This is a genomic window from Barnesiella viscericola DSM 18177 (genome assembly GCF_000512915.1).
Taxonomy (GTDB): Bacteria; Bacteroidota; Bacteroidia; order Bacteroidales; family Barnesiellaceae; genus Barnesiella; species Barnesiella viscericola.
Genome location: NZ_CP007034.1, coordinates 660,577 through 674,407 on the forward strand (window position 1 = coordinate 660,577; position 13,831 = coordinate 674,407).

Sequence of the window (13,831 nt, forward strand, 5' to 3'; positions counted from 1 at the left end):
GGAATAGCACCTTATCCTCTTTCGCCACAATAAGGCAGGAGATGCCGATGAAAATCGACTCGGAGATTCGCATCATCTCTCAGAGACATGATGCGACTATCGGGGTAGCTTTTTCGCTCGACAACCGGCTCTATATCTACAACGACTCCATACGTTATCCGCTCATGAGCGTGTTCAAACTGCACGTAGCCGTAGCAGCCCTCCAACGCATGGAGGCCAAAGGAACCCAACTCGACGAGATTCTGCAAATAGATTCCTCCCAAATGCAGCGCAACACATACAGTCCACTGCTCGACCGCTATCCCTCGGGCAGCTTCCACATCTCGTATGCCGACCTCCTGCATTATGCCCTTGCCCTGAGCGACAACAACGCCTGTGACATTCTCATCGACTATGCCGGAGGTATCGAGGCGGTCAAGGCCTGTACCGATGGGGCAAGCCTTACCGGCTATGACCTCACCGAGACCGAAGCCTCTATGCATGAACACATTCCGGCCTGCTACCACAACTGGGCTCACCCCTCGTCGGTAGTACAACTGTTGCAAAAGATTCACGATGGCGCTCTACTCAACGAGGAGCATACTCGCTTCATGATCAACACCCTCATCGAAACCTCGACGGGGAACAACAAAATACGGGCCGGGCTACCTGCAGGGATTACAATGGGGCACAAAACCGGCAGTTCGGGAAAGGTCGACGGACTGACGATAGCCGACAACGATGCAGCCTTCATCTATCTCCCCGACGGCCGGCTGTGCTATCTGGTTATTTTCGTGAAAGACTCTCACGAAACCGACTCCCAAAATGCCGACCTCATCGCCCGCATTACCCGCATCATTTACAACGCCGTCACGCAAGTGCACTAACAGGAAAATTATCCACTCGACACAACTACGGAATCACCCAAGCCAATACAGCAGGAAGAACGAGTAACCGACAACAATGTTATATATAATAATGTATATACATGAACGCCATACCGGGTTACAGGTATGGAATCCCAATTAACCGACCAAGAGCTTAGCACAAAAGACTTGCCTGCCTCACATCGGGTGCAGAATACTTATGTGATTCGAGGAAACAGCTTAACGCAAATGCCGAGGAATGAACTCTTCCTCAGGGTCGCTCCACACTTCTCAGGCCTATACCGGAACAAAAAAAACCGCCCGACACATCTTCACGATGTACCGTGCGGTTTCATTTATCATATCCTATGTGTATATGTTTATTCAAACATGTGGCGCAACTTGCTGAATATGCGTTGTTTGGTAGTCAGCGTAGGCTGTATGTTAGGCGAAGTCTTCAACTCCTCGAAATGTTTCTTCTCGGCGGCGTTGAGATTTTCGGGGATATAAACCGATACGTTCACAATCAAATCGCCCACCCCATACCGGTTGACTGAGGGCAGACCTTTACCCCGCAAGCGGAATATCTTGCCCGGTTGGGTTCCCGGTTCTACCTTGATACGGGCCTTGCCATCAAGCGTGGGTACATCGACCGAGCCACCCAATACAGCCGTAGGCAAATCAAGAAGCAGGTTGTATATCAAATCGTTCTCGTCGCGTACCAAATCGGGGTGAGGTTCCTCTTCGATGAGAATGAGCAAATCGCCATTCACACCACCATGACGGGCGGCATTTCCCTTCCCGGCCATCGAGAGCTGCATGCCCTCCGATACACCGGCAGGAATATTGAGGGTGATTACCTCCTCTTCCCGCACAATACCTTCGCCGGCACAATGAGGACATTTCTTGGTAATGATGCGTCCCTCACCGCCACAGTCGGGACAGGTCGTGGTCGACTGCATGGCCCCGAGGAAAGTCTGTTGAACCCGTGTCACTACACCCGAGCCGTTACACTTCGAGCAGGTGGTATAGGCCGTTCCATTCTCGGCACCGGTCCCCTTACAGTAGGTACAACTTACATATTTGGGCACCTTGATTTTCTTCTCGACACCCGTAGCAATCTCTTTCAAGGTCAGTTTTACCTTCACGCGCAGGTCGGAGCCTTTATTGACGTGCCGACGGCCGCCACTACGCGAACTGCTACCACCGCCAAAGCCTTCAAAGCCACTAAAACTGCCACCGAAGATATCGCCGAAATGCGAGAATATATCTTCCATCGACATACCGCCACCGCTGAAACCACCACCGGCTGCACCGCCCAAACCTTGATGTCCGAACTGGTCGTAACGGGCCCGCTTATCGGGATCGCTCAATACCTCATAAGCCTCGGCAGCCTCCTTGAATTTCTCCTCGGCCTCCTTATTCCCCGGGTTTTTATCGGGGTGATATTGAATGGCCTTTTTACGGTATGCCTTCTTTATCTCTTCGGGTGTCGCATTCTTGGCGACCCCCAGCACTTCATAGTAATCTCTCTTTTCCATTGCTCTCTATCCCTCTAAATCGTTATTCTCCCACTACTACCTTGGCAAAACGAATCACCTTGTCGTTGAGCGTATAGCCCTTTTGAACCGTGTCGATCACCTTGCCTTTTTGGGCAGGATCGGGAGCCGGGAAGGTAGTCACGGCCTCGTGATACTCGGTATCGAAATCGGCTCCCTGTGTGGGAATCTCTTTCACGCCGTTTTGTTCGAGATAGGCTTTGAATTTGTTGTATATCAAATTCATGCCCTCTTTCACGGCTTCCAGATCGTTACTCTTTTCCACAGCGGCCAATCCCCGTTCAAAGTCATCGACAACCGGCAGGATAGCCTTCATGCAGCTCTCACCGCCGTTCTTAATCAGATCGGCTTTCTCGCGCAAAGTCCGTTTGCGGAAATTATCAAACTCGGCCATCAGCAACAGATAATCCTTCTGCATCTTCTCGATGGTCGCTTTCAGCGTGTCCAACTCGGCTGACAATTTGGCAGCCTCGTCAGCCTCGCCCCCTTCGGCTGCGGCATCAGGTTCACCTGCTTCCGTCTCCTGGGGCTGTTGCTCGCAAGGTTCCTCTTTGTCTTTTTCAGGAGCCTCTTCCTCAATCACTTGCGATTTCTCGCGTTCTTTTTCTTCAGCCATATTTTTAATTTTTCTTTTTTTACTATTCATATTCTTCCTCCCGAAGGATTAACCTTCAACAAGCATTTATATAGTATCAAAAACACTGCCAAACCGGTTGCGGCTGTATTTTTGTCACGCCCTCCCTACCCGACTGTCAGCCTCACCCTCATACCCGATATAACACCGAGGGGCTGACCCTTCCGGACCGCCCCTCGTATATCTGCGACAAAATGTCGTCTATCTATCTCTTGACCGGTACAATTTCAAAAATCTCGGCTTCGCCCAGAATCTGTATGGTCGCAGCTCCGGGAAGCAATTCGATGGTATGGAACGGGGTGGTAACCTCGGTCTCGGCCAAGGTCGAACCATCGGCAGCCAATTGTTTCACCGTCAAGGCCAATTTCCCGTTATCCTCCCGATCGTTCATCAGCAACATATAAGACTTCACTCCGGACTTAACACCAAAAGTGAGCATGCCCCGATTTTGATAGCTCGTGGCCAGCTGACCATCGAACAGATAGAGAGCCTGTGCCACATCGTCGGCTTTCAAGTCGAAGCCCAAGCGTTCGATGCGGGGAGGATTGACTTCAAACGAACGAATCGCTGCATAATTGGTACGCGCCGATTCGAGCCGTTTCAGACGCACATACCGGGCTTGCACGGCCTCACCTTGCCAATCGATAATGTATTGCTGTTTCAATTCGCCGGTAAGAGGCTTCCACGTTTTCCCGTCGACCGAATATTCCACCACCGCGTGGTCGAAATAGTCGACATCGTCGACCGAGTTACGGCCTTGCAGAATCGAGACCTCGATAACCGGCTCGACCTTACCCAGGTCGAGTCCAATCCAGTCGCCAGCCTTCTGGGCAATACCCGAGGTGTAATAGGTGGCCGTATCGTGGTCCAACATGAGTTTGGCCTGGGGAGTCCTAACCGTACTGAACGAACCTATACCCTTGTAGTAGAGTGGTGTCTCACCACACACCCGGGCCAGGAAACCGTGTGCCATATCGTCCATGGCATTTTCGTAGAAGGGTTGCAGTTTCATGGTCCCCACTTTGTGGGTTTCGTAGTCAGCCCGGGCCGAGTCGCTCATAAGATTCTGTACGAAACGGTTCCAGAACTCGGCACGGTCGCCGTTGCTGCGATAGAGACGAGCCAACTCGATGGTCCGTTTCCCGCGAGCTCCCAGCTTCTCAAACTCTTGAAGCCAAGGTCCCAGTTCCTTCACCAGTTGCCGGTTGGTACAGCCCCGTTCTATTTCGCCGGGCGCCTTCTCCACCCGGTCAAACTCCTGCCACAGAGCCTCGGCAACCGCATCGTTCCAGTCGGCCAGACGGAAGATACGCGTCTCCCACGACTCGTCGCGGCGGTATCCGTTCTCGGTATCGCACGAGTGAATGGCAAAGGTACGGTAGGCCTCGCGAGCCTCGGGCATCAGTTCACCCAAGCCACGTTCCCAGTTATCGATGGGGTTATAATCCGATACGTTCCACGTATAGTCGGCCACCCCGTAGAGGGCCAGTTTCGAGGCCTCGCCATGCTCCATGGGATTGCTGGCAATACCACAAAGGTCCTTCGCAGTCAGGGTGGTGTCGAGTCCATAGACCGGGCCCTGCAAGATGATGTGACGCACATAGTCGGTCACGGGATAGTTCCACCAGAAATAGGCCGGACGTTTGATGCGGCTGTTGACCCACGCCATCGTCTCGGGCGTGAGGTCGCTGCACACCACGTCGCCCGTCCAGAATACCTCAACCGAAGGGTCGAGCGTCTCACCATAAATGGCCAGAGGGCCCTGCGGTGTGGGGTTGGCCCACAGCTTGGAATAGTCGGTGGGACAAACCGTGAGGTAGGCCACATCGCCTTTGGTCTTGACGAAATCGGTGGTCAGGCGATTAAGCAACTCGGTCTGCTTCACGGGATTGGTACCCTCGCCCGAAATATCGTCGAAGAAGAGGGCAAAGGCACGCACGCCCAGGTCGTACATCCAGTTGAATTTATTCACTAGGTTCTGATAATCCTCTTCGTTCCATTTGATATCCTGCCCCGGGTGAATAGCCCATACGAAATCGACCCGGTTGCGGCGGCACGCCTCGATAAGCCCCTTAATCTGCTCGGCCTCCTGTTCGGGATAAGGCAACCGCCAGTTGGGGCAACTGTGATAGGGATCGTCCTTGGGACCGTAGAGGTAACTGTTCATCTTGAACTTGCCGTAGAAATCGATCAACGACATGCGCACCTCGTGCGACCAGGGTGTGCCGTAGAACCCCTCGACCACCCCGCGGTATTTCAGGTCGGGATAATCGTTAATTTCGACATAGGGCAAACGGCCCTCGGCTACGGCCGGACTCTCGACCAGCTGGCGCAGCGTCTGCAACCCGTAGAAGGCACCCCGCTCATCATAGCCCACAATCTCGATACCGTTCTTGTCTACCTTCAACCGATAGGCTCCCGACACCGGCTTTACCCCTTGGCGTTGCGAGACTTTCGTTCCGAAATCGACCGAGAGCTTCACCCCCTTTTTCTGTTGGGTCAGGAACGGTACATCGGCCAAGAAGCAGCCTTGGCGATCTTTCAGATTAACCCCCTGCGAGAGGTCGAGCGTATGGGCCCGATCGAGAGTCATCTGATGCGGGGTGGGATTCACCACAATACCGCCGTGATCGAGCTTCTTACCCGGAACGGGCAATACATCTTGCGACTCCGAGCGCTGGGTCGTCAAATCAAATTCAGACTCCTGCGCCCACACACTACCGCAGGCCAACATTGCGACAGCCCATGCGGTCAATACTTTTCTGCACTTTATCATAATATATAGGATTTTATTTTCATGGTCAAGACGCACCCCAGGTACCTCTTTTCTCTTTCGGGGTCAAAAATAATAATTATTTGCGTTTATTCAAAAAACGGCGGCTCAACCAGCGACGCACCGGCTCATCATACAGTTTCAGGCAGAGGTAGGCCACCACCACGTTCCACACATACACGCACAGAGCCACCTGCCAGGTCTCGCCAAAGGTAAAGTAGCCCTTCTCGATGAGCCAGGCGTAAAACAGATACATGAAGGCATAGTGGGTAATGTAGAGCGGATAGGAGATGTCGCCCAGGAACTTGCACACCCGGGTCGAAAAGACATCGGTAGTAGCCCCCGAAGCCCCCAGCACGATAAGCAGCGGGAAGACCACGACAATGCAGAGGGTCTCGAATACCCCATTCAAACAAATCACCTCGTTACCGGGCAGATAGGGTACATGAAACAGCAGCAGCAAAATGAGCGAGCAAATCCAGAAGGCGCCGCGCACCCGCACCGGTTTGAACCGTCGGGAGAGCAGCAACCCCATCGAGAAGGGGAAGAGCATGCGCAACAACCCGCCCACGAAATTGACCGTGTCGAGCGTCCACCCTACCCCGATATTGCCGTAACCCGACACGTCGAAGGTGGCAAACGCGGCCAGAGCTACTCCCAGCACCACCACGACCCCGGTCAGGAGACGGGTCGAGAGCCGGTGAAGCACCAGCGCATAAAGCAGGTTGCCGATGTATTCAAAGAAGAGCGACCAGCTGGGGCCGTTCAGCGGGAACATCTCGCCGTTACCCCTCACCTCGTAAGCGGCCCCGGGAACGGCCGGAATGAAGAACATCGCACACAGCAGGGCCAGCATCACCAGCGAGGTGGCCACATGGGTACCGTCCCACTGCACACTGCCTTGCAACATGAAGGTGACGGCTCCCAGCACCGCCCCCATAACCACCATCGGGTGGAGCCGAATGAGACGGCGTTTGAAGAAGTTTTTCAGCGTCAGGCTCTTGCCCCAACGGTCGTCGTAGGCATACCCAATGACAAAACCCGACAGAATGAAAAAGAAATCGACGGCCAGATAGCCGTGGTTGATACCTTCAATGAGAGTACCCCCGGCAAAGGCATACCCCTCGAACACATGATACCACACGACCAGGAGAGCCGCCACGCCCCGCAACCCGTCGAGCAATTCGTAATGAGGTTTGGTGTCGGAGAAGGCGGCAGAAGAGATGTTTTGCATGATGATGATTTTTCTTACTTAATGAATTTCTGTTTTACGGTAGCAGCGCGCTGTACCGGCAAAGGTACAGAGGTTGTCCCGCACAAAATTTGTCCTATGTCAAAAACAGCCGGCCGGCTCCTACTTTTTGCTTCGGCGCAACCGGCTCAGCGTCGAGAGCGTGATACCCAGATAGGAGGCGATATATCCCAACTGAGCCCGCTGACACACCTGCGGAAACTGCTGCTGGAACGCCTCGTAACGCTCACGGGCCGAGAGGGTGAGCCGCTCCTTGTGCGAACGGTGCAACCGCCGGTATTCGTCTTGATGAATGATGCGTCCCCAATTGGCCAGTTCGAGATTGGTCTGGAACAGCTCGCGCAACCGCGACAAGGCGATGCGGTAGGCCACCACCTCTTCGAGCGTCTCGACATACTCCTCGCTCACCTTGTTGTAGTAGAGTTCGTCCATGCTGAACACGATGCCCCCTTCGCACGAAAACGAGGTGGTTATCTCCTCGCCGTTGACCAGCCAGAACGAGCGGGTCATACCCTGCTCGATAAAATAGGCATACTTGCAGTAAATCCCCGCCCGCACCAGCTGGTAGCGCCGGGGAAAGCGACACTCGGTCACACTCTCTTTCAACGCCTGTTCCGTCTCGGGCGAGAGCGGATAGGCCGCATTGATTTTCGCTAAAACTACCTCCATCATAAGTTTCAACCTCCTGTCGGTCAAAGGGTCGCAACCATTACACCTCGCACGGGCCGCTCCACACGAAACAGGTGCGATAGCGGTCGGTCAAATCGACCTCCTGGTCGAACAACCCGAAGACCGACGACCCCGACCCCGACATCGAGGCATAAACGGCACCGGCCTCATACAGGCTCTCCTTGATGGCTCCGATTTCGGGGAACCGGGCAAAGACACTCTTCTCGAAATCGTTGACCAGCCGGTCGCGCCATTCGCTCACCGGACGGGCAATGGTCTCGCTCACCGGCTCCTCGGGCTCGGCCGGAGTCACCAGCGAATAGGCCACCGCCGTGGGTACGGCTACCGACGGCTTCACCAGCACCAGCCGATACCCCTTCAACGACAGGGACACCGGCTCGAACTCGTCGCCTATGCCACGGGCCAGCAACGGCTTGTTGTGCAGGAAGAAGGGACAGTCGGCCCCCAAGGCCGCGGCCTCGCGGTCGAGCTCCTCGTCGCTCAGCGGCAGGTGAAAATAGTCGCGCACCATCGCCAGCAGGAAAGCGGCATCGGCCGACCCTCCGCCCAACCCCGCACCAAAAGGTATCGCCTTGTGCAGATGTATCGAGACCGGCGGCAGCGAAAACCGTTCGCTCAGTCGTCGCCACGCCTTCATCACCAGGTTGTCGCGGCTATCGCCGTCGATGACAATGCCCGAGAGCGTGAGGCGGGTATCCCCCTCGGTTGTTGAGACCACTTCCAGCGCGTCCTGCAACTGAATGGGATAGAAAACCGTCTCTATATTATGGTATCCGTCGGGGCGGCGTGAAACGATGCGCAGCCCCAGGTTGATTTTGGCATTGGGAAATCGTATCATCGGTTTGACTGTTTTTCGAGATTCTCTGCGAAATTAACCATTCTCGTCCACATAGCCAACCCTGCCGCCGTCCAAAAGCATAAAAATTCACATCGTTCCCGATCCTTGCGCCCACCGGAGCTGTTGAAAAGTTTATCATAAGATTTTGTCGCCGCTCTTTCCCGAAGCGCAAAGATTCGCTATTTTTGTAACCTGAAAAAAGAGAAAGGAAAAGAATCGACAAATGGAACCTCGCAGAAACTATACCTCCCGCCAAAAGAAAACCTACGCCCCGAAGGTCTCGGAACAGGGCAAATTACAGCCTCAGGACACAGAACTCGAAGAGGCCGTGCTGGGAGCCCTCATGCTCGAAAAAGATGCCTACACCACCGTATGCGACATCTTGAAGCCCGAGTGTTTCTACGAGCCCAACAACCAGATTATTTACAGTGCCATCGCCAAGCTGGGTGCCCAGCAGCGCCCCATCGACATGCTCACCGTTACCGAGCAGTTGCGGCTCGACGGCAAGCTCGACGAGGTGGGCGGAGCCTTGCGCATCTCGGAGCTGACCGGCCGCGTGGCCTCGGCCGCCCACATCGAGTATCACGCCCGCATCGTGGCGCAGAAATACCTGGCCCGAGAGCTCATCGAGTTTTCGAGCGAAATCCTCAACAAGGCCTTCGACGAGACCAACGACGTCGACGACCTCATGCAGGAGGCCGAGGGGAAACTCTTTGAAATCTCGCAGCGCAACCTCAAAAAAGATGTGGTGCAAATCGACCCCATCATCAGCGAGGCCATCAAGCAGATACAGGTAGCCGCCAACCGCAGCGACGGATTGAGCGGTCTGCAAACCGGGTTCCACGGCATCGACAAGATTACCTCGGGTTGGCAAAACTCCGACCTCATCATCATTGCCGCCCGTCCGGCCATGGGTAAAACGGCCTTCGTCCTCTCCATGGCCAAAAACATGGCGGTCAACTACAACACCCCGGTAGCCATCTTCTCGCTCGAAATGTCGAACGTGCAGCTGGTCAACCGTCTCATCATCAACACCTGCGAGATTCCTGGCGACAAAATCAAGAGCGGACAGCTGAGCCCCTTCGAGTGGGAGCGCCTCATGTCGCGCATCGAAATCCTGCGGAACGCCCCCATCTACATCGACGACACCCCCAGCCTCTCGGTGTTCGAGTTGCGTACGAAAGCCCGTCGGCTGGTGCGTGAGCACGGCATCAAAATCATCATCATCGACTACTTGCAGCTGATGAACGCCAGCGGCATGTCGTTCGGCAGCCGTGAGCAGGAGGTGAGTACCATATCGCGGTCGCTCAAACAGCTGGCCAAGGAGTTGCAGATACCCATCATCGCCCTGTCGCAGCTGAACCGTAGCGTCGAATCGCGTGGTAACGACAAGGACAGCAAGGAGGGCAAACGACCCCAACTCTCCGACCTGCGTGAGTCGGGAGCCATCGAGCAAGATGCCGATATGGTGTGCTTCATTCACCGTCCCGAATACTACACCCGCTCCAAGGAAGATGCCAACGGCAACAGCATCGAGGGTCTGGCCGAGTTCATCATCGCCAAGCACCGTAGCGGTGCCACCGACACGGTGAACCTCAAATTCGTCTCCTACCTGGCCCGGTTCCAGAACTACGACGAGGATACCCGCCTGTCGGACCTGAGCGCACCCGTCACCTCGAAATTCAACGCCGGCCCGGCCGACTCGGCTCCCGTTACCGGTCAACCCGGCGCCGCACCCCTGCCCGGGAATACCAATTTCCTCAACCCTGCCGGCAGCGACGAGAAATTACCCTTCTGACCCGCCGAACTTTCTACCCGCCGTCGACGTTACTCTATCGCAACCAATAGAGTAAACTCGATCTATGGAAAAGAAAAAGAACAATTGGAAAAAAATTTGGACAGCCGTAGGCGTGGCCCTGGCCATCGTCCTCCTATTGTATTGGCTCACACTGGCCATCTGGATCGACGATTCGCCCGAAGCCGCCGTCGTACCCGAAACAGAAGAGGTCTCCAACTATTAAAATACGTTAAATAACAAACTCGCCAGAACTTTTCGCCACCCCGCTTTGTTTTATTATCGAAAGCGGCCCACAAGGAGCCCCTCCCACTCGGGAAAGCGATGCGTCGCTCCCGGCAGGAGACCGGTTGGGGCCAATTTCAAAAGAGTTTGATTTATACGATAATATTCTTGTTTTTTGTGTGTTTCATTGGTATTATATTATCCTTTGTTTATTTCTGTAATAAACATTATCCTCTTTCTTGTTTTTGATATATTTCAAGTAGTAAAGCCCCGTCGCGAGACGAGGCTTTACTATTTTAAATCGTTCCTTTCCCGTCGAGAGCCGCCGCAACGCCACCCGGCGGCAGGAGTCAGCGTATGCCCCGGCGGTTCAGTTCACGCTGGTAGCGCGCGGCATTGCGCTGGTGCTCGCTCCAAGTGACGGCAAAATTGTGATACCCCGAGAAATCCTCGCGGGCACACATGTAAATATAGTCGTTGGGGCGGTGGTTCAGCACCGCATCAAGAGCCTGCTTCGAGGCGATGCGTATCGGGCCCGGCGGCAATCCTGTCACCCGATAGGTATTGTAGGGTGACTCGATGGCGAGATGAGCCTTCAAAATGCGCCGCAACGAGAAATCACCGCAAGCAAACTTCACCGTAGGGTCGGCCTGCAAGGGCATGCCCTTGCGCAAACGGTTCATATAAAGACCCGCCACCGTACCCATCTCGTCGGGTTTGTTAGTCTCCTCCTCCACAATCGAGGCCAGGGTCGCCACCTCGACCGGGGTCAAGCCCCACGCCTGGGCCTGCTCCTCGCGCTGCCCCATCCAGTAGCGGCGATACTCTCGCTTCATCTTCTGCAAAAACTCCTCGGGAGTCACCGTCCAATAAAACTCGTAGGTATCGGGCAGAAACAGCGCCGGCAACGTGGCCTGCGTAAATCCCAGATCGGCACACACGCTGTCGTTCTGCAACAACGCCAGCAAATCGTCCTTGGAGAAACACAACTGCTCGGCAATGCGACCGGCCAGCTGGTCTATCGTGCGCACGTTGTTAAAAGTCACCCGCACCGGGGTCTGCCCCCCTCGTGCCAATTTCAGAGCCACCTGCCAGGCACTCATACCCGGCTCCACCCGGTAAGCCCCCTCGCGTTCGGCCGCATCAAAATCGAGCAACGAGAGCAACCGCTCTACCCGGGCTACCGAACGGGGAGCGTCCAGCACCTCACTCAACGCACTGTCGAGTTGGGCCGCACTCCACTGCCGATGCACATAGACCATCGCCCGCTCACCCACAACCGAGTTGTAGACATAATGTTTTGCCACCCAAAATGCGGCGCACACCAACACGACCGCCACAGCCGCCAACACACCGATAAATATCTTTATTCCTCTCTTACTCTTTACTTTTACCATAAAAAACCGATTATTCTACGTGAACAAAATAGATAAGATTGACAAAAATACGGATTATTCGTGAAATAAAATAGGGTAAAAAAATTTGCGGTTTCAAATATTCGACTTATCTTTGCGCTGCGTTTGGAAAAACGCCGTTCAACACGGCACCATCTTTGGAAGGATGGGTGAGTGGCTGAAACCACCAGTTTGCTAAACTGACGTACTCGAATGGGTACCGGGGGTTCGAATCCCCCTCCTTCCGCCAACGCTTCACAAAAGCCTGTATCGTCTTCACGATACGGGCTTTTTCATTTTCTGCTTAGTCCATAATTTTTCGCGGGAGGGCTTTGGAATATTGCCGCTTTGGTTGTACTTTTGGGCTTGTTCGGAATGGACAAACCAACTGGGCTGCCCGGAGGGAATCATGGCACTATACCACCCGCATCGCGATGGAGCCTGCTCCCCGCAAAGCTGATTTTTTTATCATTTCAACTTGTTTTCAAAATTGAACAACACTTTTGCGGCATGAAATTTTAATACAGACAAAAAAACGAACCTTATGAACTATCGACGACTCTTTTTATCGACATTATCTTTCATGCTTCTGGCGGGGCCGGTTTCGGCCGGCACCTCGGCTTTCAAAAACGACTCACTCAACATCACACTGCCCAATACCGACTATGCCGACGAACTGCGGCAGATTCGCATGCACATGCCCGACATCGAGGTGGGCAACGGCATCTCGTTCCAACCCAAGAACAAGAGTTACAAACTCACCATGCGGATACGCATGCAGAACATGGTCGACGTGGGTTTCAACAACAAATTCGAGGCGCAGGGCATCGACGCCCGGGTGAAGCGGTTGCGGCTGCGCTTCGACGGATACATCTACACCCCCAAACTCACCTACCTCGTGCAACTGGGATTTACCCCCTACGATACGAAGGTCTTGCCCAACGGCAACACCAATATCGTGCGCGACGCCATGATCTATTACGTGCCCAATGCGACGTGGAACATCGGCTTCGGCCAGACCAAGATACGGGCCAACCGGGCACGCATCAACTCGTCGAGCGCCTTGCAGTTTGTCGACCGCTCGATTGTCAACTCCGAGTTCAACCTCGACCGCGATTTCGGTCTGTTCGGCGAATACAACCAGCATCTGTTCGGCTCGTTCGACATGGCCGCCAAAGCCTCGATTACCACGGGCGAGGGCCGCAACTGGGGCAAAAGCAAAGGCAGCGGACTGGCCTATACCGGCCGGTTGGAGTTCTTCCCCCTGGGCCGTTTCAAAGGTAAGGGCGATGCCATCGAGGGCGACTTCGAACGCGAGTCTACCCCCAAGATTCTCCTGGCCGGGGCATACAGCTACAACGACCGCGCCCTGCGGGCACAAGGCTCCAACGGCGATATGCTCCTCTTCGACCAGACCCGCAACCTGTCGTCCTACTTTGTCGACTTCATTCTCAAATACCAGGGGTTTGCCTTCTATACCGATTTCATGGGCCGCGTGTGCACCTCGTCGCCCCTCATCAAATCGGGCGAAAGCGTGGAGCAATATATCCTCACCGGCATGGGGCTCAACGTGCAGGCCAGTTACCTGTTCCGCTCTAACTGGGAAATTGCCTTACGCAACTCGACAATCCTGCCCGACAGCGAGGTACGCCCCTATGCCAACTACCGCACCTACAACCAGTCGACCCTGGGGGTGACCAAATACCTCATCGACCACCGGTTGAAGGTGCAGGCCGACCTCTCGTATAACTACAAGGACGAGTTCACGGCTTCGGGCTATGACCGCTGGCAGTTGAGATTCCAGGTAGAGCTCGGTTTCTAAGAAT

11 protein-coding genes and 1 tRNA gene are annotated in these 13,831 nt (G+C 54.5%); 5 read left to right on the top strand and 7 right to left on the bottom strand.

The features are described from left to right. The first annotated feature begins 41 nt into the window (after positions 1–41). Positions 42–866: a class A beta-lactamase gene (gene bla, locus BARVI_RS02710; protein WP_051401069.1), complete on the top strand. Its 825-nt coding sequence runs from the start codon at positions 42–44 to the stop codon at positions 864–866. 359 nt (positions 867–1,225) lie between these two features. Here bla and dnaJ read toward each other — a convergent pair whose 3' ends face one another. The 6 genes from dnaJ to ispE all read right to left on the bottom strand — a co-directional run bounded on the left by dnaJ (position 1,226) and on the right by ispE (position 8,591). Beyond that, complete coding sequence (gene dnaJ, locus BARVI_RS02715; RefSeq protein ID WP_025277752.1) at positions 1,226–2,386, bottom strand: molecular chaperone DnaJ; 1,161 nt, start codon at positions 2,384–2,386, stop codon at positions 1,226–1,228. Positions 2,387–2,408: 22 nt separating this feature from the next. After that, positions 2,409–3,020, bottom strand: a complete 612-nt coding sequence (locus BARVI_RS02720) for a nucleotide exchange factor GrpE (RefSeq protein WP_025277753.1) — start codon at positions 3,018–3,020, stop codon at positions 2,409–2,411. Between the two features lie 223 nt (positions 3,021–3,243). Next, on the bottom strand, positions 3,244–5,814 hold the full coding sequence (locus tag BARVI_RS02725) for a beta-N-acetylglucosaminidase domain-containing protein (protein WP_025277754.1): 2,571 nt from the start codon (positions 5,812–5,814) through the stop codon (positions 3,244–3,246). Between the two features lie 76 nt (positions 5,815–5,890). Next, positions 5,891–7,045: an acyltransferase family protein gene (locus tag BARVI_RS02730; RefSeq protein ID WP_025277755.1), complete on the bottom strand. Its 1,155-nt coding sequence runs from the start codon at positions 7,043–7,045 to the stop codon at positions 5,891–5,893. 120 nt (positions 7,046–7,165) lie between these two features. Continuing rightward, entirely contained in the window at positions 7,166–7,732 is a 567-nt protein-coding gene (locus BARVI_RS02735) for a Crp/Fnr family transcriptional regulator (protein WP_025277756.1), read from the bottom strand. Between the two features lie 40 nt (positions 7,733–7,772). After that, positions 7,773–8,591 carry a 4-(cytidine 5'-diphospho)-2-C-methyl-D-erythritol kinase gene (gene ispE, locus BARVI_RS02740; protein WP_025277757.1) on the bottom strand — a complete coding sequence of 273 codons (819 nt, stop codon included), beginning with the start codon at positions 8,589–8,591 and terminating at the stop codon, positions 7,773–7,775. Positions 8,592–8,814: 223 nt separating this feature from the next. Between ispE and dnaB the strand changes: the two genes are divergently transcribed. Together dnaB and BARVI_RS13320 are read left to right on the top strand one after the other, a co-directional pair. Further along, a complete protein-coding gene (gene dnaB / locus BARVI_RS02745) occupies positions 8,815–10,389 on the top strand; it encodes a replicative DNA helicase (RefSeq protein WP_025277758.1) in 1,575 nt (524 codons plus the stop codon). Positions 10,390–10,453: 64 nt separating this feature from the next. Continuing rightward, positions 10,454–10,612 carry a hypothetical protein gene (locus BARVI_RS13320; protein WP_157232497.1) on the top strand — a complete coding sequence of 53 codons (159 nt, stop codon included), beginning with the start codon at positions 10,454–10,456 and terminating at the stop codon, positions 10,610–10,612. A gap of 349 nt (positions 10,613–10,961) precedes the next feature. Here BARVI_RS13320 and mltG read toward each other — a convergent pair whose 3' ends face one another. Beyond that, on the bottom strand, positions 10,962–12,008 hold the full coding sequence (gene mltG, locus BARVI_RS02750) for an endolytic transglycosylase MltG (RefSeq protein WP_038534247.1): 1,047 nt from the start codon (positions 12,006–12,008) through the stop codon (positions 10,962–10,964). Between the two features lie 157 nt (positions 12,009–12,165). Between mltG and BARVI_RS02755 the strand changes: the two genes are divergently transcribed. Together BARVI_RS02755 and BARVI_RS02760 are read left to right on the top strand one after the other, a co-directional pair. Further along, a tRNA-Ser gene (locus BARVI_RS02755) sits at positions 12,166–12,255 on the top strand. A gap of 294 nt (positions 12,256–12,549) precedes the next feature. Continuing rightward, positions 12,550–13,827 carry a porin gene (locus BARVI_RS02760; protein ID WP_025277759.1) on the top strand — a complete coding sequence of 426 codons (1,278 nt, stop codon included), beginning with the start codon at positions 12,550–12,552 and terminating at the stop codon, positions 13,825–13,827. The last annotated feature ends 4 nt before the right edge of the window (positions 13,828–13,831 follow it).

What these genes read in the sequence shown, in the direction of transcription:
- BARVI_RS02725 (WP_025277754.1), bottom strand. Translation starts at nt 5,814, where the DNA reads ATGATAAAGTGCAGAAAAGTATTGACCGCATGGGCTGTCGCAATGTTG.
- BARVI_RS02735 (WP_025277756.1), bottom strand. Translation starts at nt 7,732, where the DNA reads ATGGAGGTAGTTTTAGCGAAAATCAATGCGGCCTATCCGCTCTCGCCC.
- bla (WP_051401069.1), top strand. Translation starts at nt 42, where the DNA reads ATGCCGATGAAAATCGACTCGGAGATTCGCATCATCTCTCAGAGACAT.
- dnaJ (WP_025277752.1), bottom strand. Translation starts at nt 2,386, where the DNA reads ATGGAAAAGAGAGATTACTATGAAGTGCTGGGGGTCGCCAAGAATGCG.
- mltG (WP_038534247.1), bottom strand. Translation starts at nt 12,008, where the DNA reads ATGGTAAAAGTAAAGAGTAAGAGAGGAATAAAGATATTTATCGGTGTG.
- ispE (WP_025277757.1), bottom strand. Translation starts at nt 8,591, where the DNA reads ATGATACGATTTCCCAATGCCAAAATCAACCTGGGGCTGCGCATCGTT.
- dnaB (WP_025277758.1), top strand. Translation starts at nt 8,815, where the DNA reads ATGGAACCTCGCAGAAACTATACCTCCCGCCAAAAGAAAACCTACGCC.
- BARVI_RS02730 (WP_025277755.1), bottom strand. Translation starts at nt 7,045, where the DNA reads ATGCAAAACATCTCTTCTGCCGCCTTCTCCGACACCAAACCTCATTAC.
- BARVI_RS02720 (WP_025277753.1), bottom strand. Translation starts at nt 3,020, where the DNA reads ATGGCTGAAGAAAAAGAACGCGAGAAATCGCAAGTGATTGAGGAAGAG.
- BARVI_RS13320 (WP_157232497.1), top strand. Translation starts at nt 10,454, where the DNA reads ATGGAAAAGAAAAAGAACAATTGGAAAAAAATTTGGACAGCCGTAGGC.
- BARVI_RS02760 (WP_025277759.1), top strand. Translation starts at nt 12,550, where the DNA reads ATGAACTATCGACGACTCTTTTTATCGACATTATCTTTCATGCTTCTG.